This window comes from Arthrobacter sp. ISL-5 (assembly GCF_018613835.1).
Classification (GTDB): Bacteria; Actinomycetota; Actinomycetes; order Actinomycetales; family Micrococcaceae; genus Arthrobacter.
Genome location: NZ_JAGGPM010000023.1, coordinates 60,537 through 83,782, shown reverse-complemented (window position 1 = coordinate 83,782; position 23,246 = coordinate 60,537). Strand labels below are relative to the sequence as shown.

The 23,246-nt window shown below is 65.2% G+C and carries 17 protein-coding genes; 5 read left to right on the top strand and 12 right to left on the bottom strand.

What is annotated here, in order from left to right; translation table 11 throughout:
- Positions 1 to 52: 52 nt before the first annotated feature.
- Complete coding sequence (gene galE, locus J7I89_RS11965; protein ID WP_214970401.1) at positions 53 to 1,072, bottom strand: UDP-glucose 4-epimerase GalE; 1,020 nt, start codon at positions 1,070 to 1,072, stop codon at positions 53 to 55.
- Positions 1,073 to 1,638: 566 nt separating this feature from the next.
- Here galE and J7I89_RS11960 point away from each other — a divergent pair.
- The gene (locus J7I89_RS11960; protein ID WP_251045220.1) at positions 1,639 to 4,713 is read left to right on the top strand and encodes a GH25 family lysozyme; all 3,075 of its coding nucleotides are present in this window, start codon (positions 1,639 to 1,641) and stop codon (positions 4,711 to 4,713) included.
- A 72-nt stretch (positions 4,714 to 4,785) separates the two neighbouring features.
- Here J7I89_RS11960 and J7I89_RS11955 read toward each other — a convergent pair whose 3' ends face one another.
- The 4 genes from J7I89_RS11955 to J7I89_RS11940 all read right to left on the bottom strand — a co-directional run bounded on the left by J7I89_RS11955 (position 4,786) and on the right by J7I89_RS11940 (position 8,167).
- Positions 4,786 to 5,928 (bottom strand): glycosyltransferase, encoded by a 1,143-nt coding sequence (locus J7I89_RS11955; RefSeq protein ID WP_214970398.1) that lies wholly within the window; start codon positions 5,926 to 5,928, stop codon positions 4,786 to 4,788.
- A 91-nt stretch (positions 5,929 to 6,019) separates the two neighbouring features.
- Positions 6,020 to 7,117 (bottom strand): acyltransferase, encoded by a 1,098-nt coding sequence (locus tag J7I89_RS11950; RefSeq protein WP_214970396.1) that lies wholly within the window; start codon positions 7,115 to 7,117, stop codon positions 6,020 to 6,022.
- Positions 7,114 to 7,551, bottom strand: a complete 438-nt coding sequence (locus J7I89_RS11945) for a DUF2304 domain-containing protein (protein WP_251045219.1) — start codon at positions 7,549 to 7,551, stop codon at positions 7,114 to 7,116. Before J7I89_RS11945 ends, J7I89_RS11950 begins: the two co-directional genes overlap by 4 nt.
- Positions 7,529 to 8,167: a glycosyltransferase family 2 protein gene (locus J7I89_RS11940; RefSeq protein WP_214970393.1), complete on the bottom strand. Its 639-nt coding sequence runs from the start codon at positions 8,165 to 8,167 to the stop codon at positions 7,529 to 7,531. The genes J7I89_RS11945 and J7I89_RS11940 overlap by 23 nt, the downstream gene beginning before the upstream one ends.
- Positions 8,168 to 8,364: 197 nt before the next feature.
- On the opposite strand from J7I89_RS11940, the gene J7I89_RS11935 reads away from it, so the two are divergent.
- Positions 8,365 to 10,491, top strand: coding sequence for an acyltransferase family protein (locus tag J7I89_RS11935; RefSeq protein WP_308159885.1), 2,127 nt, complete (start codon positions 8,365 to 8,367; stop codon positions 10,489 to 10,491).
- 28 nt (positions 10,492 to 10,519) lie between these two features.
- Here J7I89_RS11935 and J7I89_RS11930 read toward each other — a convergent pair whose 3' ends face one another.
- From J7I89_RS11930 to J7I89_RS11920, 3 genes are all read right to left on the bottom strand, one after another.
- A complete protein-coding gene (locus J7I89_RS11930) occupies positions 10,520 to 11,014 on the bottom strand; it encodes a hypothetical protein (RefSeq protein ID WP_214970391.1) in 495 nt (164 codons plus the stop codon).
- Entirely contained in the window at positions 11,011 to 12,279 is a 1,269-nt protein-coding gene (locus tag J7I89_RS11925; RefSeq protein WP_214970389.1) for a glycosyltransferase, read from the bottom strand. The genes J7I89_RS11930 and J7I89_RS11925 overlap by 4 nt, the downstream gene beginning before the upstream one ends.
- Before the next feature lie 74 nt (positions 12,280 to 12,353).
- Entirely contained in the window at positions 12,354 to 13,322 is a 969-nt protein-coding gene (locus tag J7I89_RS11920) for a hypothetical protein (RefSeq protein WP_214970387.1), read from the bottom strand.
- Positions 13,323 to 13,501: 179 nt separating this feature from the next.
- Here J7I89_RS11920 and J7I89_RS11915 point away from each other — a divergent pair, with 179 nt between their 5' ends.
- Complete coding sequence (locus tag J7I89_RS11915) at positions 13,502 to 15,370, top strand: ABC transporter ATP-binding protein (protein ID WP_214970385.1); 1,869 nt, start codon at positions 13,502 to 13,504, stop codon at positions 15,368 to 15,370.
- Here J7I89_RS11915 and J7I89_RS11910 read toward each other — a convergent pair.
- The 3 genes from J7I89_RS11910 to J7I89_RS11900 all read right to left on the bottom strand — a co-directional run bounded on the left by J7I89_RS11910 (position 15,367) and on the right by J7I89_RS11900 (position 18,748).
- Positions 15,367 to 16,371 carry a glycosyltransferase gene (locus tag J7I89_RS11910; RefSeq protein ID WP_214970383.1) on the bottom strand — a complete coding sequence of 335 codons (1,005 nt, stop codon included), beginning with the start codon at positions 16,369 to 16,371 and terminating at the stop codon, positions 15,367 to 15,369. The two genes, J7I89_RS11915 and J7I89_RS11910, sit on opposite strands and share 4 nt — an antisense overlap.
- A 78-nt stretch (positions 16,372 to 16,449) precedes the next feature.
- On the bottom strand, positions 16,450 to 17,571 hold the full coding sequence (locus J7I89_RS11905; RefSeq protein ID WP_214970381.1) for a glycosyltransferase: 1,122 nt from the start codon (positions 17,569 to 17,571) through the stop codon (positions 16,450 to 16,452).
- A 70-nt stretch (positions 17,572 to 17,641) separates the two neighbouring features.
- Positions 17,642 to 18,748: a glycosyltransferase family 2 protein gene (locus J7I89_RS11900; RefSeq protein ID WP_214970379.1), complete on the bottom strand. Its 1,107-nt coding sequence runs from the start codon at positions 18,746 to 18,748 to the stop codon at positions 17,642 to 17,644.
- 54 nt (positions 18,749 to 18,802) lie between these two features.
- Between J7I89_RS11900 and J7I89_RS11895 the strand changes: the two genes are divergently transcribed.
- Positions 18,803 to 19,933 (top strand): glycosyltransferase family A protein, encoded by a 1,131-nt coding sequence (locus J7I89_RS11895; RefSeq protein ID WP_214970376.1) that lies wholly within the window; start codon positions 18,803 to 18,805, stop codon positions 19,931 to 19,933.
- A gap of 111 nt (positions 19,934 to 20,044) precedes the next feature.
- Positions 20,045 to 21,109, top strand: coding sequence for a non-hydrolyzing UDP-N-acetylglucosamine 2-epimerase (gene wecB / locus J7I89_RS11890; RefSeq protein ID WP_214970373.1), 1,065 nt, complete (start codon positions 20,045 to 20,047; stop codon positions 21,107 to 21,109).
- A gap of 115 nt (positions 21,110 to 21,224) precedes the next feature.
- Here wecB and J7I89_RS11885 read toward each other — a convergent pair whose 3' ends face one another.
- Positions 21,225 to 23,216, bottom strand: a complete 1,992-nt coding sequence (locus J7I89_RS11885; RefSeq protein ID WP_214970370.1) for a DUF6541 family protein — start codon at positions 23,214 to 23,216, stop codon at positions 21,225 to 21,227.
- Positions 23,217 to 23,246 lie beyond the last annotated feature (30 nt).

Genomic DNA, 23,246 nt, shown 5'->3' with positions numbered 1-23,246 from the left:
GATAAGTGGGGCCCCGGGCGGAGTTGCGTCGGTGGACCCGCAGGTCCCGCAGTCAGCCTTGTTCTGAGTAGCCGAAGGGGTTAGAGCTCTGCCAGCGCCAGTGGTCCTCGCACATCTGTGCCAGGTTCCGGCGCGCCGACCAGCCCAGTTCGGCCAGGGCGGCCGAGGCATCGGCGTAGCTCACGGCCGCATCGCCGGGCCGCCGCGGCGCGAACTCGTACGGAATCGGGTGGCCCGCAGCGGCGCCGAAGGCATCGATGACTTCCAGCACGGACGAGCCGCGCCCGGTGCCGAGGTTCCAGCGGAAGGCGCCGGTCTTGGTCGCCAGGTACCGCAGCGCGGCCAGGTGGCCAGCCGCGAGGTCCATGACGTGGATGTAGTCCCGCACCCCGGTGCCGTCGGGCGTGGGATAGTCGTTGCCGAAGACCCTGACCTTCTCCCGGCGGCCCACGGCCACCTGGGCCACGAACGGCAGCAGGTTGTTGGGTATGCCGCGGGGGTCTTCACCGATGCGGCCGGATTCGTGCGCACCCACCGGATTGAAGTACCGCAGCAACGCGATGCTCCACCGGGGATCGGCGGCGCTCAGGTCAGAGAGGATGTCCTCGATCTGCTCCTTGGTCCGCCCGTAGGGATTGGTCGCGTCCAGGGGCGACTTTTCGATCAGGGGAACATGCTCCGACACACCGTAAACCGTGGCGGACGAACTGAATACCAGCCGGCGCACGGCCGCCTTCTCCATGCTCTCCAACAGGTTCAGCGTGCCGACGACGTTGTTCTTGTAGTACCACAGGGGCTTTTCGACCGACTCCCCCACCGCCTTGAGGCCGGCAAAGTGGATGACGGCGTCGAAACCGCCTTCGGCGAACACCTGGTCGACGGCGTCCGCGTCCAGCAGGTCCCCCTCCCGGAAATCCACTTTCTTGCCGGTGAGCTCCTCAACCCGACGCACCGCCTCGACGCTCGAATTCATGAGGTTGTCCAGTACAACAACCTCATGCCCGTCCTCAAGAAGACAAAGCGCAGTGTGTGATCCGATGTAGCCGGCGCCCCCGGTGACCAAAACCTTCATGGCCACAAGTCTAGGTCCAGACGAGGGCCGCCAATGCCTGCCCGCCCGGTTGTTGCGAAGAGGTCTATGCAAACCCAACCGGGAAGCTCAATGCCCCCGCTGGTCACAGGAGCCACATTAGTCACATCAATTCGTCCGGTGTTAGGATGAGCCCGCTACATCGCCGCAGGTTTGATGCGGGTCTCAATACGGCGAGGAAAGTCAGCCATGAGGCCGTTTTATGCCAGCAGCTCAAGGCTACGGAGTACTACATGGAACGTTCCTCGAATAGCAGTCGCTCCGCAGTCACGGCGTTGAGCATAAGACGGCTGGGCCTTGTGGGGGCTTCCGCAATCCTGTCCACGATGCTGTGTGTGGGCGGCGGCCTTCCCGCCCACGCAACCGCGACGGCCCCCGCTGGCTCCGGAACCCCTGACGCCCCTGCTCCCCCGGCGAGCCCCGCTCCTTCAACCGCCCCTGCCCCGACATCGGAACCCGCCCCGTCCCCGAACGCACCGGGCCCGGAGACGACGGGCGCGGCGACTCGGACTGCGGCCCCCGGGCAAGAGCCCACCGGGCAGATCGACATGGAGGCACTTCGCGCCGAAATCGGAAAAGACGGCGCGTACATGGGCCAGGGCGCGAAGGATCGCGCCACGACGTTCGCCAAGCAGTCGGAGGCATCGTCCCTGAATGCCATCTCCACAGAGGCCGCCAACACGTGGATGGCGCCCGGCATCCAGGGGCTGGACGTCAGCAGCCACCAGTCCGCGGTCAACTGGACGACGCAGTACAACATGGGCGCCAGGTTTGCCTACGTGAAGGCTACGGAGGGAACGACGTACCGAAACCCGCTCTTCGGATCCCAGTACGGCGGCGCGGAAGGCGTGGGCATGATTCGCGGGGCGTACCACTTCGCCCTCCCGAACGTTTCGGCGGCGTCAGTCCAAGCCGATTACTTCGTCAACAACGGCGGCGGGTGGACCGGCGACGGGAAGACCATGCCCCCGCTTCTGGACATTGAGTACAACCCCTACCCGTCACTGGGTAACACGTGCTACAACATGAGCCAGGCGGCGATGGTCAACTGGATCGCGGCCTTCTCCAACCGCGTCCTGGCCAGGACCGGCCGCCTTCCCATGATCTACACAACCACCGACTGGTGGACCCAGTGCACCGGAAACTCCGGCGCCTTCAGCCGGCAGCCCCTGCACCTGGCCTCATATTCGCGTTACGTGGGGTCCATGCCCAACGGCTGGGGAACATACAGCGTGTGGCAGTACAGCAGCACCGGCCCCTTCGCCGGCGACTCGAACGCCTGGAACGGGACCCTGGACACCCTGTGGAAGTTTGCGTCCCAGGCCGACGGTGCCATCCCCACACCATCGATAAGGTCCCTGGGTGACGTGGTGGCGGCCGACGCTTCCGGCATCCTCTGGGACTATCCTGCGACCGGTTCCGGGACGTTCGGTACGCGGCGCCAGATCGGACAGGGCTGGACCGGACTGCGTTCCATCAACGCCATCGACTGGAACGCCGACGGCGTCCTGGACCTCGTCGCCCAATGGACCTCGGGCCGCGTCAACGTGTATCTCGGTATCTCGGCCGGGGGATTTTCCGCCGGCCCCGTGCTGGCAGCGGCGGGTTGGGCCAACTACCAGCTCACGGTCGGCTACTGGCTCAGCAGCAGCTATTTCCCGCAGATCATCACGCGTGACGATTCCGGCGCGCTCCGGCTGTGGCGCAATACTTCCGGTTCAGGGGTTAGCTCGGGGACGGCCATAGGCAACGGCTGGGCCGGGCTGAACCTGACCATGATCGACTTTGACGGCGACGGCCACCAGGACATCCTCGCCCAGGACCCCGCCGGGGCGCTCCGGCTCTACCGTTCCGGCGGCAGCGGGTCATTCGTTTCCGAGGGGCGGCCGACGGTAGGAAGCGGCTGGAACGTGATGACCAGCGTGACCGTCACGACCAACTTCAAGGGGCCAGGAACAGGCGGCCTCATGGCACGCAAGGGCGACGGGCAGCTGACGTATTACCCGGTGCCCGGCAACTCGACATTCGGCGCGGCAGCCCCGATCGGCGTCGGCTGGAACGGCTACCTCATCGCCGGCGGCGAGACCATCAACGTCACCGTTGCTCCCCCGCCCACCCAGCCGACTCCTTCGATCACGGCAGCCTCGGACGTCGTGACCATCGATGCCGCCGGCGGCCTCTTCCGCCACTCCACGGGCGCGGGCTCCCTCGGAGCCGCAACCAAGATCGGCGACGGCTATACCGGCGTCGCTTCCGTTCACGTTACCGACTGGAACGCTGACGGCATCCAGGATCTGGCGACCCTCAGCACCACGGGGGCCCTCAGCATCCGGTCCGGACTGTCAGCCGGCGGCTTCGCCGCACCCAGCGTTCTCGCCTCCGGACTCTCGGGGGCCGACATCACCTTCGGCCCCTGGCTGAAGGCCTCCAAATATCCGGGCCTCGTAGTCCGCCGGGCAGACGGCTCGCTCCAGTTCCACGCGAACACCTCCGGAGGCGCCCTTGGCCCTGCCGCCGGCATCGGGTCGGGATTCACCCGGATGCACGTCTCCATGACGGACGCGGACGGAGACGGCAACCAGGACGTGGCCGCCGTTGACTACCTCGGACACATGACGCTCTTCCGCTCCAACGGCACGGGAACCTTCATCGCGGAACCCCGGAAGGTCATCGGCAACGGATGGAACGCGATGACCAGCATCAGTCCGGCCAAGGGATTCGCGGCACCGTCCTCGAACGGAATATTGGCGCGCGACAGCGCAGGAACGCTGAGCTACTACCCGCTGAATCAGGGCGCCTTTGGCCAGAAGTCGGTGCTGACGCCGGGATGGGCCAACACCCTGATCTCCGGAAGCGCCCGCCTTGTGTCCGAGCGGCCGGTCACCAGCACTGCGGACGTGCTTTCCGTTGACGCCTCCGGAAGGCTCTGGAACCATCCGGCCGGTTCCTCCGTGATCACCGGCGCGTACCAGATCGGTGTCGGCTGGTCCGGGATGAAGTCCCTGAGCGTTGTGGACTGGAACAGCGACGGTGTCCCTGACGTCCTCGCCCAAAAGGCCACCGGCGCGATATCCGCATACCTGGGATCGGCGTCGGGCGGGTTCACGGGACCGGTGACTGCCGCCACGGCGGGCTTCTCCCAGTCCACAGTGATCGCCGGCAAATGGGTCACCGGCAGCAGGTACCCCGGCTTGGTGGCCTATGGCAGCGACGGAGTGCTCAACTTCTGGGCCAACGCGTCCGGGGCCGCGCTCAGCGGGCCGGTGCGGATCGGCAGCGGCTGGGGCGGACTGAAGCTGGCCATGGTGGACTTCGATACTGACGGAAACCAGGACCTCCTGGCCGTTGCCTCCTCGGGCTCGATGAAGCTCTACCGCTCCACCGGGACAGGCAGCTTTGTCCCGGAAGCAAGGAAGATTGTCGGCAGCGGGTGGCAGTCCTTCCGGCAGTTCTCCGCCACCGCAGGATTCGCCGGCGCCGCCAGCAAGGGTGTGCTGGCCCTGCAGACCACGGGGCAGTTGCGCTACTACCCCATCGCTGCCGGAAGCAAGTGGGGCCCGGTTTCGACGGCGGGCACCGTCGGTTCCGCGCCGCTCGTTTCGTTCTCGTCCGCTGCGGGCTAGGCGCCTGAGGCACAAAGAAGGCGGCTCCCCCATGGGGAGCCGCCTTCTTGTCAGGCCGGCCAGCGTGCCGTTCTAGGCTCGTGCGTGCCGGGGACCCGCAATGTCATCCACGGCCTTCTGCCAGGCCAGCACCTGGGATTCGGCAGAGAGCGGCCTGGCTGCAGCGTCTGCCGCCTTTTTCCACTCCGCAATCTTGTCGGCCGTAAGGCCGTGCAGCGTCGCCCGCAGCGAGTCAGCGGAGAAATCGGGCGTCACGGCGCCCAATCCATACTGCTCAACAAGTGAAACCATCGCCGGCGACGGGCCTACGATGAGGCCGATCCGGGCCTGGACGGCCTCGAAGAACTTATTGGGCAGGGCATTCTTCAGGTTGAAGTTGGTCGGCGGAAGGAACACCAGCGAGACGTCGTATTCGCTCAGGGTTGCCACCAGCCGGGCGTACGGAACCGGATCGCGGAACCGGATGGCCGGTACGGATGCCGCCTTCTCCTTCAGTTCAGCCACGTAATCGGGCTCGTTCGGCATGACGATCATGTCCAGCGTGAGCCAGTCCGGCGCGTCCCGCATTGCTTCGATGAAGTTTTCCAGCTTCCGGTAGCGTTGCCCGGCTGCGCTGTGGATCAGCCGTACCGGCGTGCCGACCGGACGCACGTCCCGTTCGGAGTAGGGTGCCGCGTTGGTGACAACGCCCGCGGCAACGCCGTAATCCTTGGTGTATTCCTCCGCGATGCCCTGGGACACAGTGGTGACCGATTCAGCCAAAGGCAGGTAGCGGCGGCAGAGCCAGCGCATGAACGGCGCAACGAACAGCCGCCACTTGAGGTCGTCCTCTTTCTCGCGGGGCGCAAATTCGTGGAGGTCCGCATGGACGCCGAGCCTCGGCTGAAGTTCAAATGCAAGCGGCAGCGTGTTCAGGTCGTTCGCCAGGATGACGTCGAATTCGCCGCGCGGCAGCACCTTCCGCGCTGCCTGAACGGCTGTCAGCCCGTTGTAGACGCGGGGATAGCGCCGGGCGACAAGTCCCAGCTTGTCCGAGGGCCAGCCGCGGGAGTCGCCGGGCAGTGCAAAGTGGCCATCGACCCCCTCAGGGGCTTCACCATAGCCACACGTGGTAACGCGGTACTTGCCTTTGAACAGCTCAACCTGCTTGAGGACCCTTGGATCCGAACGTATGGGCGAAAAGGTCAGGATCAGCAACGAGGGGAGCTCAGTCATATGACCCATTATCCCAGACGCCCACCTCGCGTTCCGTCCGGCACACGCCACCCCGCGACGCCCCGACGGCGCCAACCGCGTGTTGATCCGGCTAGAAAATGTTCCTCAGCAGCGGAACGCGGTTGGCCGCCAGCGAAACCGCAAAACTGCCGGCCAGCGTCACGGCATAGGCACCGGCGACGGCGACCAGCGAAGTTCCGGCAGACACAGCCGGAACAGTCAGCCGGATTGCTTCAAAAATGACGAGGTGGACCAGGAAGACACCGAAGGTCGCGTTGGACAATGCAATGGTCGCTTTGCCCGCCCGTTCCAGCTTGAGGCCGTCACACAGGGAGAGCGTCACCACGAAGACGCCGATGGCGGCCAGCGCAACCTGCAACCCCAGGTAGGAGACCGGAAAAGCAGCATCCAGCAGCGGCACCAATCCCCTGTGCCCGTATCGCCAGATGGCGGCTGCCAGGAGGCCGACAGTCGCGGCACCTGTGAGCAGCAATTTCCAGCCGGCCAGCCGAACATTCTTCAGGGCGTAGCCCGCGAGGAAGTACCCCACATACGGCATCCACTGGGTAAAAACGTTGAGCTGAATGGGACGGGAGACGCCAAAGAGGCTGAGGATTCCCGGGATCATGTAGACGATCAGTGCTGCTGCCAGAAACGTTGCGGCAGCGGCAACGGCCCTGCGCCTGCTTCCGCCGCGCAGGAATGCGGCCAGCACTGGTGCCACGGCGTACAGCCCGGCGATCAGCCACAGGAAATAGAGCTGGGTGAACACCGATCCGTCCACGAGCAGCTGCAGGACACGCGTCACGGTGAGGTCCTCGCCGCGCATCCACAGTCTCACCCCGATCAGGTAGATGAGGTTCCAGGCGATCAGCGCAGGAACGAGCCTGACGGCCCGCCGGCGGTAGAACAGCCCGGGGTCGGCGAGTTGCCGGGAGCCAAGGATGAGCGCCCCGGAAATCATCACGAAGACCGGCACCACCCAGATCCAGGCGATGTCGAACGTCACGGCGATCCACCACGTCCGGCTGTCCCGGGGCGCCCGTCCCACCAGATGTCCGAAAACGTGGATGGCTACGACTCCACAGATGCTGACAATCCGGAGGATGTCCAGGCCGAAGTCCCGTTGCCGGGGGCGTTCAGTATGGCGGACGTCTGCCTGCGGCGCCGCGCCCTGAACAGCCGTCATTGCCCGCCATGGGCCGGCGGGGTCAGCCGCCGTTCGAGCTGTGGCTCGCCGCCCTGCGGTTCCTCCCGGCGGCCCGGCAGTGCCACCTCGTCAAGGGCGATCCTCCGGGACAGCTTGGTCAATGTCGCTTCCATGTGGCGGAAGCGCTGGTACGTCGTCGCCATGAACACCAGGAAGCTCACCACGAGGCCGTAGAGAACCAAATCCGTCCCTCTGCCGATGCCCATGAGATGGGCCACACGGGTCAGAAGTTCGGGGAAGAAGATCGAAAACGCGGCCACGCAGGCGAACAGGACCAGCATGATGCGCCGGATGGCAAGATGCCGCGCATTGGAACCGCCGCGCATCAGCGCCAGCGACATAATGACGACGGCCAGGACGAGAACTATCTGGACAATAATTTGCACAATTTCACCTAAAAAAGAGATCAGCAACGATATTGACCGAGTTCAGCAGGGACTGGCCTTTGGACTTGGAATAGTCGGTGTAGACGATTTCGACCGGCTGCTCGACCCAGCGGGGATTCATTTCCGCAAGCTGGTGAATGAGTTCGGAGGCGTGCGCCATCCGGTTCTGCTGCAGGTTGATGCCCTTGGCAACCCCGGGGCTGAAGGCCCGGAGTCCGTTGTGCGCGTCCGTCAGGGCCATGCCGGTGGCAAGGCGCGACTGCACGGCGGCCGTACGGAGTACCAGCCGTTTCATCGGGGACAGCTTGGTCCGGTCATCGAGGAAGCGGGATCCGAGAACGACGTCGGCTTCGCCCGACAGGATGCGGTCCGCCATGGCGCGGGCGTCCACGACGCGGTGCTGGCCGTCGGCGTCAAAAGTGATGATGCAATCCAGTTCCGGGTCCTGCAGCGAATACTCGATGCCCGTCTGGAGCGCGGCACCCTGCCCCAGATTAACCGGATGCTGAACGACGACGGCGCCTGCTTCCCTGGCGACGTCCTGGGAGCCGTCGGTGCTGCCGTCGTCGACACACACAACGTTGGGGAATTCTTTCCTCAGCCCCTCAATGACGGTACCGACGACAGACGCTTCGTTGTACATGGGTATGACTATCCAGGTTCGACTCACCCGTCAAGTATTCCATAGGGCATGCAGGCGTCGGGTACCCGGAGCCGGGCGCGCGGACGTTTTGGACGGTGGAGCTTGGACCGTGGAGCGCAGCCGGAGGCGGCCGCACGACCGGCGCTCCCTGGGCACCGCCCCGGCCCCTGGCGCATTCAACGGTAAAATTGCCTGTTGTGTCCTTAACTAATCTCGTGAATGACCCGGCTCCAGGACTCCGTGAGGCAAAGCATCGGCCCGTTCAGGCCCTCTTCCGCCCGGAGATCCAAGGCTTGCGCGCCATCGCAGTGGCAGCCGTCGTGCTGTACCACTTCTGGCCAAAGCAGCTAAGCGGCGGGTATGTGGGCGTGGACATTTTCTTCGTCATCTCGGGATACCTCATCACGTCCCACATGTACCGGGAGATCGTACGGACATCCTCGATCGACCTGCTGAAGTTCTGGGCCAGGCGGGTGAGGCGGCTGCTGCCGGCTTCCTTCCTTGTCCTGTTCGCGTCGCTGGTCGGCGTCTTCCTGTGGGTCCCGTCAACGGTGTGGGAAGTCTCGGCGCGGCAGCTGGCGGCCAGCGCGTTCTATGTTCAAAACTGGGTGTTGGCCAACGACTCTGTCGACTACTCCGCGCAGCACAATGACGCGACCGTCGCCCAGCATTACTGGTCCCTTTCCGTGGAGGAGCAGTTTTACGTCGTTTGGCCGTTGCTGGTGCTCGGTCTGCTTTACTTCCTGCCGAAGCTGGCCGGTTCAAAAGGCCCGGCTTCCGCGGCGCCTTCCCCGCGGTCGATCCTCATCGGCGGTCTGGCGGTCATCGGGGCAGCCTCCCTGGCCTATTCAATGGCGGTCACGGCGCTCGCTCCGTCCATGGCGTACTTCGTCACCCCGGCCCGTGTCTGGGAGTTTGCGGCCGGCGCGCTCGTGGCCCTGGTTTTCCTGGAGCGCACTCTTGATGGCCGGGTCGCCACCGTCCTGGGCTGGGCCGGCATCGGCCTGATCGCTGGTTCGGCCTTCATGTTCACGGCAGAGACTCCGTTTCCCGGCTGGACCGCCGTCATTCCCGTCGGCGGAACGGTGCTGATCCTCATGGTGTCCGGCACAGGGACACCGGCCGGCACGCGGTGGTGGCTGTCATCCCGGGGAATGACGTTCGTGGGCGGCATCTCCTACTCCCTCTACCTGTGGCACTGGCCGGTCCTGATCGTCGCACCCTACGTCATGGGACGGCCATTGGGGCTGCTGGACAAGTGCCTGCTCCTGGCCCTGGTGGTGCTGCTGTCCTGGCTCACGAAAATCACGGTGGAAGACCCGCTGCGCACTGGCGGTTTCCTGTCAACGCCACGCCGCGCGTATTCGTTCGCCGCATCCGGGATGGCCATGACCCTGGTGCTCTCCGTTGCCCTGACGTCATTTGCCTTCGCCGGCAGCGACGGCGAGTCTGCGCAGGTGAACAGCCCCTGTTATGGCCCGGGGGCGCTCAACCCCGCCAACAACTGTGATCCCGTGACCGGGGCCGGGGTTCCGGATCCAGCTCCGGCGGTGGTTGCCCGCCAAAATACGGAACCCCTGTACAAGGGCTGCCAAGGCGACTTCTCCGGCACGGATCTGGTCTCCTGCGACTTTGGCGTGGAGGAAAGCCAAGCCACAGCCACCGTGGCCCTCGTGGGTGATTCCCATGCAACAGCCTGGCTGCCGGCCATCGAGGTGCTCGCCGAGCGGCACAAATGGCACGTTAAGACGTATACCAAGGGGTCGTGTCCGCTCACGGCGGCGTTGCGCGTCCTGCCCTCGGAAGCGACTGACCGAAACCAGGCCGACTGCTGGTCGTGGGGAAAGAAACTCCAGGAAAAACTGGCGGCGGATAAGAAGGTCAAGACGATCTTCACGGCGGCCTATTCGACGGCCTACACCTACAAATCGGCGCCCGGCGTAGAACTCAGGGACCCCGCAGTGGAGGGCTTCACCGCGGTTTGGAAGGGATTGCTCGCTTCAGGCAAGCGGGTGGTCGCTTTCGACGACGTTCCGCGCACCAACGGCCAGTACGTTCCAACCTGTCTCGCGACCAACAGCGGGGATCCGCTCGCCTGTGCCACCACCGTGGATAAGGCCATCCCCAAGGGAACGGCGATAACGCATGCAGCGGCGGACTTGAAAGCTCCGGGATTCACCCGCATTCCGCTCCGCAACGAATTCTGCGATGCGAAGCTCTGCTATCCGCAGCTCGGCGCTGTCATTGTCTACCGGGACTACTCGCACATTAGCGCCGAGTATTCGCGGGCACTAGCGCCGTTCGTTGACCGGCAACTGTCCTGAGGCAGCCGGTCGGAAAAACGGGCAGCCGTCAGCTCCCGGCGGCGTTTCTGAGCGCGTGCAGCATCGCAACGGGACCGTGCACCAGCCCGGCCCCTGTGCTGTGCCGCAGCTGCCATACGGAACGGTCAGCGGTGATGTCAGCGGCAACCACGACATCGGACGCGCTGAAGCTGCCCACCAAATCGGTCCGTCCGGCCACTGTCCGGGCCAGCCGGCGGGACTCCAGGTTGTCCCGCACCAGCCGCGCCACAACTCCCACCGGGCCGGGTTTTGACGCCAAGGCGGACACGATCGAGGCGAGGCGGCCGGCGCGGGGTTTCTGAAGGGCAACCACACTCACACGGTCATCGGCAGCCATGACTGTAGGCTCGCCGTCGTGCGTGTACACCGCGGTCCCCCTGATGTGGCCGCCGGCTTCCCCCACGGCGGCAGCGGCACGATTCCACAGGTCATCGATGACCGCCTGCGGGTGGGCGCTGCGGCCGACGAGGATGCTGATGTGAAGCGAGTTCTCGCGCGTCATGCCTGAGCCCTTTCGCTGTCGGCGGCGGGCAGCGCCTGCGCCGCCGGGAGTCCTGCGATCCCGCGGAGTTCTGAAATCACGGGCTCAAGTAGGGTGCTGCGGAGAAATTGCTGACCGTAGGCCCAGGCGGCATCCCAGCGTTCGACGTCGGGATCCTTCAGTTCTTCGGCACACTCCCGAAGCGCATTCGCGATGCCTTCGGGAGTGAGCTCCTTCGCCGGAAACCACAGCGGGTAGTCACGTAGCAGGTCAGTTGCGGCATTTTCCATGTCATGGACCGAAACGATCGGCAGACCCGTGGCAAGGTACTCCGTGGTCTTGCCGCCTGTGACGTACTGGCCGGTCGAAAGCAGAAGGACCAGGGCATCCAGCGTGCCGTAGAACCCGGCGACGTCCCGTTTGGAGATCGGGCCATCGTACCGGAGGCCATTTTGGCGGGCCGCCCCGAAGATTTGCAGAATGTCCGCACCGGCGGCTCCGGATGCACTCAGTTTTCCACGGAAGACCGCGTCCGCCGACGACGCCCCGGGTTCGAAGGCGCTGCTCCAGCCGTCCAGGAATTCCTGCAGGGGCATATTCACGTATTGAAGGGTGCCGAGGTAGCCAAAGCGGGGGTGGTCTGTGCCGCCAACCGTCGGCTTGGCGTGGCCAGGCTGGGGATCGAACCCGTTAGCTACGACACGCATGTTGTCGGCAGATTCGGGGTACCGCCGGGCGTATTCGTCCCTGATCTGACTGTTGACGAACCAGATCTGGGCGGCATCCGCGAGGTATCGCGCTTCGAGCCGACCCAAGGAACTGTCCGGGCTGAAATCTTCCGCACCGCTGATGGTGTTAAAGGCCCAGGCATCCCGGTAGTCCATGACGTACGGGACTCCGTCGAGGGCCCGGGCGACGCCAAAGGCAACGTAAGGGCTGGCGGAGGCCATGACCAAGTCGACCGGCTTGTCGGCATGCACCTGCCGGGAGGCCGCAGCAGCGGGCTCCAGCCAGCTGCCGTGAAAGTCTTCCGGAAAGTTTCGGCGGCTTCGGCGGCGGCGTGCTTCCTTCCACAAGTACGGGGCCTCGATCCTGAACCGTGAGTACCGACGCAGGTCGCCCTTGGCTGGCTCCTCCGCACCTCCGTCGTCAACGGCGACGACGCGGATGCCGGGGTCGATTGATGCGGCAAGTTTCTCGTCCACCCCGGAGATCTGCGACCAGACTTCGGGGTCCACGGTAATGACGGTCACGTCCCAGCCGTCTTTGGCAAAGGCGTTGGCCACGGCCGTGCACCGGTATACAGATGACGCCGTGCTGGGAGGAAAGGCAAATGCTATGTATAGAAGGTGGGGTTTTGTCATGCTGCGGTTCCTAGCGCTTTGGCGTATCCGGCTTCCAGCCGCGGCAGAAGGGCCGCCGCACCATGATTGTTCCGGACATAGGCCGGGCCTCCAAGCCGGGAGGACATAGCCCGAGGATCAACCAGCGCTTCCCTGACAGCCTGCCCAACCTCGGAACGTGCCACGTCAATAATCGCCAGGTCCGCCGGGTAGCCCTCAATGTGATCCGCGAAGACCGTTGGGACTCCGATAGCCATGGCCTGAAGCTCACTTAGTCCCAGCACGCCGGTGATTTGCCCGACAGCGACGTGGGCTGTGGACAGCTCCCTGAGGAACGCCTCCTTTGGCATTTGCGGAAGGAGCCTGATTCCCAGCCGGGCGGCTTCGTCCGCGCGGTCTCCCCAGTTCAGCCCGACGACATCCACGCCGCCGCCGGAACCGACCGCAGCAACCACCTCTGCCGCTGTTTGCAGCAGGGCATCTCCGCCTTTGGAGGCATCCCACCGTGACGGGAAGAACACCCGCGGCTTCGGTGCCGGAGCCCATGCCGGAAGCTCAGCCATGTCCACGGGGGCCGGAAGATACTCCGCGTCCGGCCTGGCGCGCTCCGCCTTCTCCCGCAGATCGGGAGTCGTGTACCAGACGTGGCCCGCGCCATCGATGTCTTCCTTCATGACTGCATGGTGCTGGTCCTGCCAGTAATTCTCGCGGATATCAGTTCCATGAAGCGTCAGCGCATAGGGGCGGGCAAAAGATCCCCTCGCCCACTTGGCGCGGCCGCCCATGTTCACGTGCCAGACCTGGGTGCGGGGGTAGGCCAGGGCCTGCTCAAGCCGGAACCGGTAATACGCAGCCTTGGTTCCGCCACGGGTCCAGGGGCCCTGGATAATTTTCCACGGCATTCCCTGCCGGCGGCCTTCCCGCACAAAGACCTTGCCGACATCCGCACAATCGAAAAGCTGCGTCACCCGAATTCCCTGACTCATTCCAACATCATCTCATCCACGACACGCGTCAGTTTCGCGGCGACCGCTGACCCGCGCAGTGCGCCTCGGCCAGTGCACGGGCCGTGCCTGCCCGTGCACTGGCCAGCGGCGGCCAGTGCAACAGAGGGCGACGCGTAGTATTGGAAGGGATTCTGTCCCTTGCTGTTCTGGAGTAATTCTTGAGACACCTGCGCCGCACCCTGCGCGAACTGCTGCCCCTTCTGCCGCCGAATGCACGAAGGTTCCTGCTGCTCTTCGGCGTCCTGTCGGCTGTTCTGGCACTTCTCGATGCCGGAGCACTCGGTGTCTTCGCGCTCGTGCTGAACCAGATCCTCAAGGGCGGAAGCATGAACCTCCCGGTGTTCGGATCCGTGAGCCAGGACTTCGGGTTGCTCCTGCTGGTCGCCTCCGCACTGGTCATGATCCTCAAGTCTGTGCTGAACATCTGGCTGCAGTGGGTCTCAACCCGCAAGTTCGCGGACTACGAACTCGAAATCGGCACCATCCTGTTCCAGAGCTACATCCGTGCCCCCTGGACCGAACGCATGAAGCGCTCTACCGCGGAACTGGTTCGGATGATCGACGTGGGAATAGCCAACACCGTCTCGGGCGTACTCTTCCCGGCCGTGACCCTGCCGGCCATGGCCCTGACCTTCGTCTCGGTGCTGGTGGTCCTGATCGGCGCTTCCTGGCAGACGGCGCTCGCTACCGTCATCTATCTCGGCGGCATTGCGGCGTTCCTCTACCTCTGGCTTTCCAAGAAGTCCTATGAGGCCGGCAAGGTTAACCGTGACGCCGCAATGCGCATGTCCACGCTGGTGGCTGAAATGCTGGGTGCGCTTAAGGAAATCACCCTCCGCGACAAGGCGGACGAAGTGGGCGCTATCGTCATGCACAGCCGTGAACGTGCGGCCCGGTCGAGGTCGAACATCCGCTTCATGGGCTCGGTGCCCAAGTTCGTGATCGACATGGCACTGATCGGCGGCTTCCTCCTCATCGGCACGGTCGGATATTTGATCGGCGGTATTGAGGCTGCGATGTCCTCGGTGGCCATCTTCGGCCTGGCCGGATTCAAGATGGTTCCTGCCCTCACCGCAATGCAGTCCCAGCTGACTTTGGTGCAGTCCACGCTCCCCTATACGGAGACGGTCATGCGCGACATCCGCGATGCCGCGGAATTCCGCAAGTACGCCGAAAAGCTGGGCAAGACGCCCATCAAGGGCGCGCCGCGGATGCTGGAGCTGAAAGACGTTGAGTTCACGTATCCCGGCGCGGGCGTTCCCGCCGTCCGGGACATCAACCTGCGCCTGCCAATTGGTTCCTCCGTGGGAGTGGTCGGGCAGTCGGGCGCCGGCAAGTCTACGCTGATCGACATCTTCCTTGGGCTCCTGACCCCTTCCAAAGGCACGATGACACTCGATGGCGTCCCTCTTGAGGACGTTCTTTCGGATTGGCGCAAGCGGGTTGGCTACGTCCCCCAGGAAGTTGCGATCTTTGACGGATCGGTGGCCCAGAACGTCGCACTCACCTGGGGCGGCGACATCGACGAAGACCGGGTCAGGACGGCTCTTCAGCGGGCCCAGCTCCTGGAAACCATCGAAGCCCGCAAGGGCGGCATCCACGGACGCGTCGGCGAACGCGGCCTCGCCCTGTCCGGCGGCCAGCGCCAGCGCCTCGGCATCGCCCGCGCCCTGTACACGGACCCCTTGGTGCTCGTCCTCGACGAAGCCACCAGCGCCTTGGACACATCCACCGAAGCTGCGGTGGCGAAGGCCATCAGCGAACTCCACGGCGAGATCACGGTCATCTCGGTCGCCCACCGGCTCTCGACCATCCGCAACAACGACCAGATCTGCTTCATGAAGGAAGGCACCATCGTGTCGCAGGGCACCTTCGACGAAGTCGTCGCGGTCAACCCTGATTTCGCGCAGCAGGCAGCCCTCGCGGGGCTCCACACGCCCGAGCGTTCTGAGCCTCTCGCCTCGGTTTCGGCCGGACCGGCGACGGCGGGCCGGGACACTGACGGAACCGTAGCGGGCTCCAGCTAGACCCTGCCGGCCGCGATCTGTTTGTACAGCGAATCCAGCCGCTGCACGAACGCCGCTGCGTCGTACCTGGGCAGCGACCAGGCCGCTCCCCCCAGCCGGGCCGATGTGGCCATGGGATCTTCCAGCGCGGCAAGGACCTGTTCGATCACGTCGTCCTCGCTTCCCTCGAGGACCGGCGGCGTCGTCCCGTCGTCGGGCCGCGGAAGCCTGCTCCCCAGCGCTGCCAGCGGGGCGCCCATGCACAATGCTTCGAACTCGCTTGTGGCGAAGTTGTTGGTGGCTTGGCCCACCGCCACATGTGCCTGGGCCATAATCCGGTGGAAATCGTCCTGCGGCATCCGCTCAAGCAGGGTCACACCCGCCTGCCTTGCCAGTTCGGCTCCGGGCCCCCAGTTCAGGCCGAGTATCTTCGCCCGGTTTCCGACGGCGGAACTCAGCCTGCGTGCCAGCCCGAGTTGCTGCTCCACTCCCTTGTCGTCGTCCCACCGTGACACGAAGAGTATGGTCGCCTGGCTTCCGGGGTTCCATGCGGGAAGCGCTGCAGCATCAACGAGTGCCGGGAGGAATTCTGCGTCCGGGCGGGCCCGGCGGGCGTTCTCAGCGGTGTCATTATTTGCGAAGAACACGTGGGCTGCCCCGTCAACGGCCCGCTGGATTTCGCCGTGGAGCTGGGGGTCCGCCCATTGCTTCCGGATGTCCGTTCCGTGAAGAGTCAGGGCATACGGGCGCCGGGGCATGCCACGCTCCCGGAGGAGGCGCGCACTGGTCGCGTAGTGCACATGGACGACCTCGGCCATCCGGAGTTTCACCGCCCTCCGCGCCACGTACGGGATGAACCGGGCCTTGGCCCGCAGCGGGTTCTTCGGCGCGGGCGTCATCGGACGCACCTGCTCCGGCGGCATGTAGTCCCAGCCGATGCCCGCCCTGGCTGCGGCGCGGACCATGTTCCGCGCTACGAAGGCGCAGTCATTGAACTGAAGAACCTTGGGTTCGGACTTCACTGTTCCCCTCCGAGAGAGCCTGCAATTGTTCGCAAAGGTGCCCCGACCAACGGGGCCCTGACCTCAGGTGTCCTGACTTCAGGCACGGGCAAGGGCCGTCGTATACGCGCGGTCGAAAAGCTCGCCAACGGCTTCCGGCGAAAACCGTTCGAGGACGGGGCCCGCGATGTCTTCGGCGGGCACGTCCTTGAACGCGTCCCGTGCATCAAGCACAGCCCTGCCCAGCGACTCCGGGGTTACCTCGTCAACCAGCCGGCTGTTCGTGGCGTTGGCATAGTCACTGAAGCCGCCGACACGCGTGGCCACCACGGCACGTCCTGCCGCCAGCGCCTCGGCAGCCGAGGTGAAGAAGTTTTCCTGGGCAGTCGGCAGAAAGAACAGATCAGCCCGTGACAGGTGGCCGGCAACATCCGCGGGCCGCACCGAGCCGGTCAACGTGACCTGATTTTCAAGCCCGAGTTCGGCGATCAGCGCTTCACACTCGGTGCGCAGCGGACCTTCACCCACCCAGGTCAGGTGCGCCTTCGTGCCGTGGTCGCGCAACCAGCCAATGGTCCGGACCGCTTCCAGCGGGCGCTTCCGGCCAATGAGTCCGCCGACGGCAGCGAGCCGGAGCGGCGTACCGAACGGAGCGGGGACGACGGCGCCGCGCGCCTTGACCACGCACGGCACCACCATCGCGGCGTGCGGCCGCGCGAATCGCTGCATCTCCCGGGTGAGCTGCCCGGTGACGCCGGTGACAACGTGGGGCAGGCGCAGGACAGCGCGCACCCGGGACAGCTTCTCCCAGGCGGGTGAAACACTCGACGGGTTCACCACGCCGTTCCAGTGCTCGGTGTGCACCCAGGCCGCGCTCCGGCCCGTCAGCGTGCGTACAGCCCAGGGGAACATCGTGACAAGGATCGAGGAAAACGCCATTGTGTGGACCACGTCCGCCCAGGCCATTTCCTTGGCCAGGGTCCGGGATGCAGCCAGCACGCTGGCCGGTCGCTTCGGGTCGGCCGCCACGCGGCGCACCGGAGTGCCTTCCCACAAGCCCGACGCCGGCCGCGGCATGGCGAGCGTGGTGCCGAGACGCACGTGGACCACGCGAACGTCATGCCCCCGGCCCCGAACGGCTTCCACGTGCTCGGCGTTGAAGGGCGCCTCGGTGGGGTTTTCTTCATGGGGGTACCACGTTGCGACTACAAGGATCTTCATGTGTTCCTTTGACGGATCGGAGACTTTACGGAACGCGTTGGCGCCGGGCGGCCGGGTTCTTCCCGAGGCGCTAGACCAGGGCCGAGGCACTCATGAACCTCAGCGGCGCCTCGGGATGCAGGGCGTGGGAGAAACTGCGCGGCACCCAGGTCTGCGGGCTGGTAAACCGCCGCCGGGCCAAAGCCAGCCTCTTCATGACCGCAACGTCCGCTTCCTGGCGCGCAACGGCGTCGAGCAGTCTTCGGTCCGCCAGCGAAAGCGGGCGGGCAGCGTGCGGTGCCCTGAACAGCAGTTTCCGCAGCTCCTGTGCCATTTGGGCGGCATCCTCAGAATTCCAAGTTCCGGCGTCAGCCCGAAGCAGGACATGCCCGAAGACATGAACCCGAATGATCTTCGTGACGATCGCCTCCCTGGCGGCCTGCGGCAGTCCCGCGAACCACTCGGAGGTGACCATATCGGTTGCGAAGGCCAAATCCTCCCGGACCGGACGCGCGGTATGGGTCACGCGGACGGCAGCGTCGGCGTGCACCAGATACCGCGGCAGGCCGCGGCCGTAGCTGATCTTCGCGCCCGAAAACCACAGCCTCGCGGAAAAGGACTGGTCCTCGCCGGTGGCGTAGCGGGTCGGAAAGGAGAGCCCGAGTTGCCGCACGAGCGACAGCCGCAGCAGACCCAGCGGCGCTGTCCGGTAGGTCAGGCGGTCGGCTACCGGATCAAGCCGGCTGCGGTGTGCACGCCTGACCACCGGGGTGCGGATGGGGCCGCCGCCTGCGTGCCCCATGGGCGCTATCAGCACGTCGGCCTGGTCGCGCTCCGCAGCGTCCACCCACTGCGCAAGCGCCCCGGGCTCCACGGAATCATCGCTGCCCATGATGGCCACCCATGTGCCTGTTGACTGGGCTATGCCGTGATTGAAAGGGCCGGCCGGGCTCTTGATGCCGTCCGCATAATGCAGAAAACGGACCAGGCTGCGGTGTTCGGGTGCCACCCGCTCACGGATCGGATCGACATCAGTGTTATGGCAAACCACGTTGATCCGCAGGCGCCGCTTCGCGCCGGGAGCTGTGGGCAATCCGCCGTCGATCAGCGATGCCACCGCGCGCTCCACCGGCCTGTCCGGGGTGTGCACGGCGATCACCAGGTCGAGCAGCACAGGGTCCTGTAATTCGTTGTCCACCCAGTAAGGTTATCGCGGGACCCATGAAACCTTGCCGAGGAGCACGCACACCCCATGAGCCAGAGCATCGAAGTAGTCATTCCGGTCCATGACCTGGAGCGGCCATTCATGCGCGCGGTCAGGTCCGTGCTCGACCAGGAGCGTGAGCTGGCAGACCTTGGCGTGGGCCTTGGCGTGACCGTCGTGCTCCACAACCTCGGCGACGCCGACGTCCCGAGGCAGTCCGGTTCCGGTTCCGACGGCGTCACCTGGCTAAGATGCGACGACGGCGTCAGGTCTCCGGCGGGCCCGCGCAACCTCGCCCTGGAACACAGCACGGCAACGTACCTCAGCTTCCTTGACTCCGATGACTATCTGGAGCCCGGATCGCTGGCCGCCTGGTGGAAAGCTGCGCAGTCCACCAGCGCGTCCGCCGTCATTGCGCCGTTGCGCACCCCTGAGGGTGCCATCCTTCCTGCTCCCCGCATCCGGCCGTCCAAGCCGCAAATATTGGATCCGCTAAAGGACGGCCTGGCGTACCGGAGTGTTCCCTACGGCCTGCTTCGCCGCTCCGCCCTCTCAAGGATCGGATTCCGGTATGCCGAAGGCCTGCGCACAGGTGAAGACATCGAAACGACCCTCAAGCTCTGGTTCCGCTCAGGCGCTGTCTGCTACCCCTATGGCTCCCCCGCTTATCACCAGACGGATGATTCCGGATCAGGCCGCGTTACCAGCTCAATCAACCCGCTGGCGGAGGAATTCCGCTGGCTTGAGAGGTTGCTCGTCACTGGCTGGCTCCAGGAGGCAACGCCCGCCGAACGCCGAACCGTGGCGCTGAAGATCCTGCGGGTCCACGGCATCGGTGCTCTGGTCCGGAGAGGTGCGGGCGCGGCGAATGACGACGGGAAGGCTCTGTGGGACGACACTGAACGCCGATATTGGGCGGACGTCTCCGGCCGCCTCTTCGCCTTTGCCGGCGGCTCACTGCCCGCGCTGAGCCGCCGGGATGCTGAACTGGCCCGCGCCGCATCAGCGGCGAAGGATGTACCGGCGCTGCGCGCCGCCGTCGAACGTCACAGGAATTCCGGTAGATTGGGTGACCTTCTCACCGTCAACCCGCTGGCCGTCCTGTCGCGCGACTCAGTGCTGAGGCACTATGCGGCGGAACGGCGACGTGCGAAAGCGGGAGTGTTCACGGTTTCCTGATCGCGGAGTCCGCCCCCCGGCCGCGCCGGCAGGCCTGGCGGTCCGGGCCCGCACAGCCGAGAGGTCCTGCCCGGGCGGAAATATGGGCGACCTGCCTCTAAACTTGAACCCATGCGTATTCTCAGCGTCGTTGGCGCACGTCCCCAGTTTGTAAAACTTGCGCCCATCGCGGCGGCCATGGAGGGCCAGGCCGAACACCTGATCGCCCACACCGGCCAGCACTATGACGAACTCATGAGCGATGTGTTCTTCCGGGATCTTGGCATCCCCGCACCCGACTTCAACCTCGGGGTCGGTTCCGGCAAGCACGGCGCACAGACCGGTGCGATGCTGCACGGACTTGAGGGAATCCTGGAAGAGTCCGCTCCGGACTGCGTCCTCGTTTACGGCGACACGAACTCCACCCTGGCCGCTGCCATCGCGGCCATCAAGATGCACATCCCCGTCGCACACCTGGAAGCCGGACTCCGCTCCTTCAACCGCCGCATGCCGGAAGAGCACAACCGCGTCCTGACCGACCACAGCGCCGACCTCCTGCTCGCGCCCACCGAGGTGGCCGTCAAGCACCTGGCCACCGAGGGCCTCGCGGAACGGACCGTTCTTGTGGGCGATGTCATGACGGACGTGCTGTTCAAAGTCCGCGACATGCTCGACGCCAACCATCAGCCCCTCCCGGTGGATGCGGCACCGGGCGAATACTACGTCTGCACCATTCACCGGCCCGACAACACCGACTCCCCGGAGCGCCTGGCCGCCGTCATCGGATCCCTGGCCAGCCTGGAGAAGCCGGTGTTCCTGCTGGCCCACCCGCGGCTCGTGAGCCTGGCTGCCAAGCACGGCCTCGATCTGGAGCAGGGATCGGTCCGCGTCGCGGCGCCGCTGGCCTACCCGCAGCTGGTCCATGCCGTGAGGAACAGCGCAGGCGTCATCACCGACTCCGGCGGACTCCAGAAGGAAGCCTTCCTGCTCCGCACGCCCTGCACCACCATCCGCCCCGAAACCGAATGGGTGGAGACCGTCGAACTGGGCTGGAACGTGCTCGTGAGCAAGGACCTCAGCATCCTCGCCGACACGGTAAGGCGTCCCGCCCCGGCCGCCACGGACGCTACCCCCTACGGTGACGGCCACGCCGCTGAGCGGACAGTGGCTGCCTTGCTTCAGGCATTCGGCAAGTGATCCTGCCCGGGCTTTGACCGCATTGGCCAACGCCCGGGAAAAAGACCTCCGGCCCGGCAGCCGTTAAGCTGCCGGGCCGGAGGTCTTTTCCTTGGTCTTTTCCTTGGTCCGGGACTTAGCTGCAGGCCACTACCTTGAACAGCTTGGCGTCTCCCTGCCTGTCCACGAGTTGAACGGCCTTGGATGACTCCAGGTTCTGCAGACCCGGGTAGAGCTTGCTCTCAGGATGGTTCAACAGGTACTGGGTGCCGAAATCCAGTACGTAGGAGACCTTTGTCTCCCGCACGGCATCGCACACCGCGGGCGATGTGCCTGCCTCCGCGAGGGACTCTGCCACCACGCGCATGCTCGGAGTCTCCCGCTGGCCCATGTGGAATTCCAGCACCTGCCGGTCCGCAAAGGCGTACGCCAGTGCCCCGCCGTTCCAGGGGTTTACGGCGATCACAGCGTCCTTTGGCACTTCCGATCCCAGACGGGCCAACAGCGCGTACTCGTCCGACGAGATGATCGAGTCCTTCGTGTCTCGCTCAAAGAAGTACTGGCTCGACGCGACGTACCCGCGCACAGGACCCGTCTGCGTTGCCCAAGCCAGAACCAGACAGACTCCCAGTATGCCGATGAGCCCGGGAACAGGGGCCAGCCGGAAACCCCGCCAGTCACGTGCATGAAGTTTGGCCGTGAGGCCGCGGAGGGCCGCCTTAGCCACGTCCGCCGCAACCAGCACGCCAAGGGCCGCCAACACCACACTGAAGATTGGCAGGTAGGCGGCAAGGCGGTACGTGTCCTGGTACCAAGTGCCTGTGAAGAACGTCCGCACCCAGCCTGCCGCAAAGCCGGCGTCCACGACGTACAGGAACCCGGCGACGGAATAGCAGCCAACCAGCCAGATTTGGGACCGGCGGCGGATAATCCTGCCCATGCCCACCAGGGCCAGGACGGAAATCACAAGAGTGACGTCCGTTTTCATCGGCGCGTTCGCCAAGACCTCGCCGATTGCTCCGGCGACAGTCTGGTGCGGCGTCCAGCCGCTGTACGGGCTCGGGCGGAGCGTCTGCCAGGCCAACAGCACAGCCACAGCCGCCACGACCGTCGCCGCACCGGTCACTGCGAATTTCGCCGGCGACGCCTTGGCCCGGATCATCGCGCGGATGTGCAGGATCAGCCGCCAAAGGACGATGGGAACACTGAACGCAAGAAGGGCGTTGACGGCGCTCATGTGAGACAGCGCCAGCCCGGGGATGGCCACCAACAGGGCAATCCAGGACCGGGGACGGGGTTCTGTCAGCGATGGGGAGAGCCGGCAGACGAAGATCACTGCGGCAATGCCGGCTGGCAAGGCACTGACCGAGAGTAGGTTGGGGAACAGCGGTCCCCAAACCAGCAGAAGGTACGGGAAAGCGAGGAAACCCGCTGACATCACTCCGGCCGCCAGAAGGCCAACGGGTCGCGGCCCGATGATCACGCGGGTCAGGAAGACGACAGATATCGGCCAGATCACCGCTGCGGCGACCAGGTTGACTACGTTGACCGAGACCGGCACGGATGCGCCGGTGAGCTGGGAAACAAGCGCGGCCAATGAATGCCAGGCGGCCGGATACACCGAGGACAGTCCCCCGGTTCCGCCGGCCATGCTGCCGAGATTCAGGGAAGATGCGTTGCCGGTGTCCAGGACGTAGCGGACCGCGTTCAGGTGAAAGACGTTGTCGTACCGCTGGGAAATGTTGTCCGGAGCACCGATCAGCTGGATAACGCGGCGGGCCGTTAGGAGACCGCCCAAGGCGATGCCAGCGGCAGTCGCCGCAAGGACGGCCCAGTTGTCGCGGGGTTCGGTTGCCGCGACCTGCCTGCGCACCCAGGCGGAGCGGGTGATTGCGTAAGCCGCGGCCGACGCCAACAAGGTTGCTGCCAGGACCACCCAGATGTTCCAGCCGATTCCCAGAAACGGCGCGACGACGCCAGCGACGCCCGTGATGGACAGCGAGAAGACCGGTGCGAACCCGAGCAGGCTCGAACGCCGGAAGCCCAGGGACCAGGCCACTGCAGCGCCGGGGAGCAGCACCACAGCCACAGCGACGAGCACAGCCGGCAGTGTGGACAGCCAGGACACATTTCCTCCAAGGGATTCAACAGAGGCGGC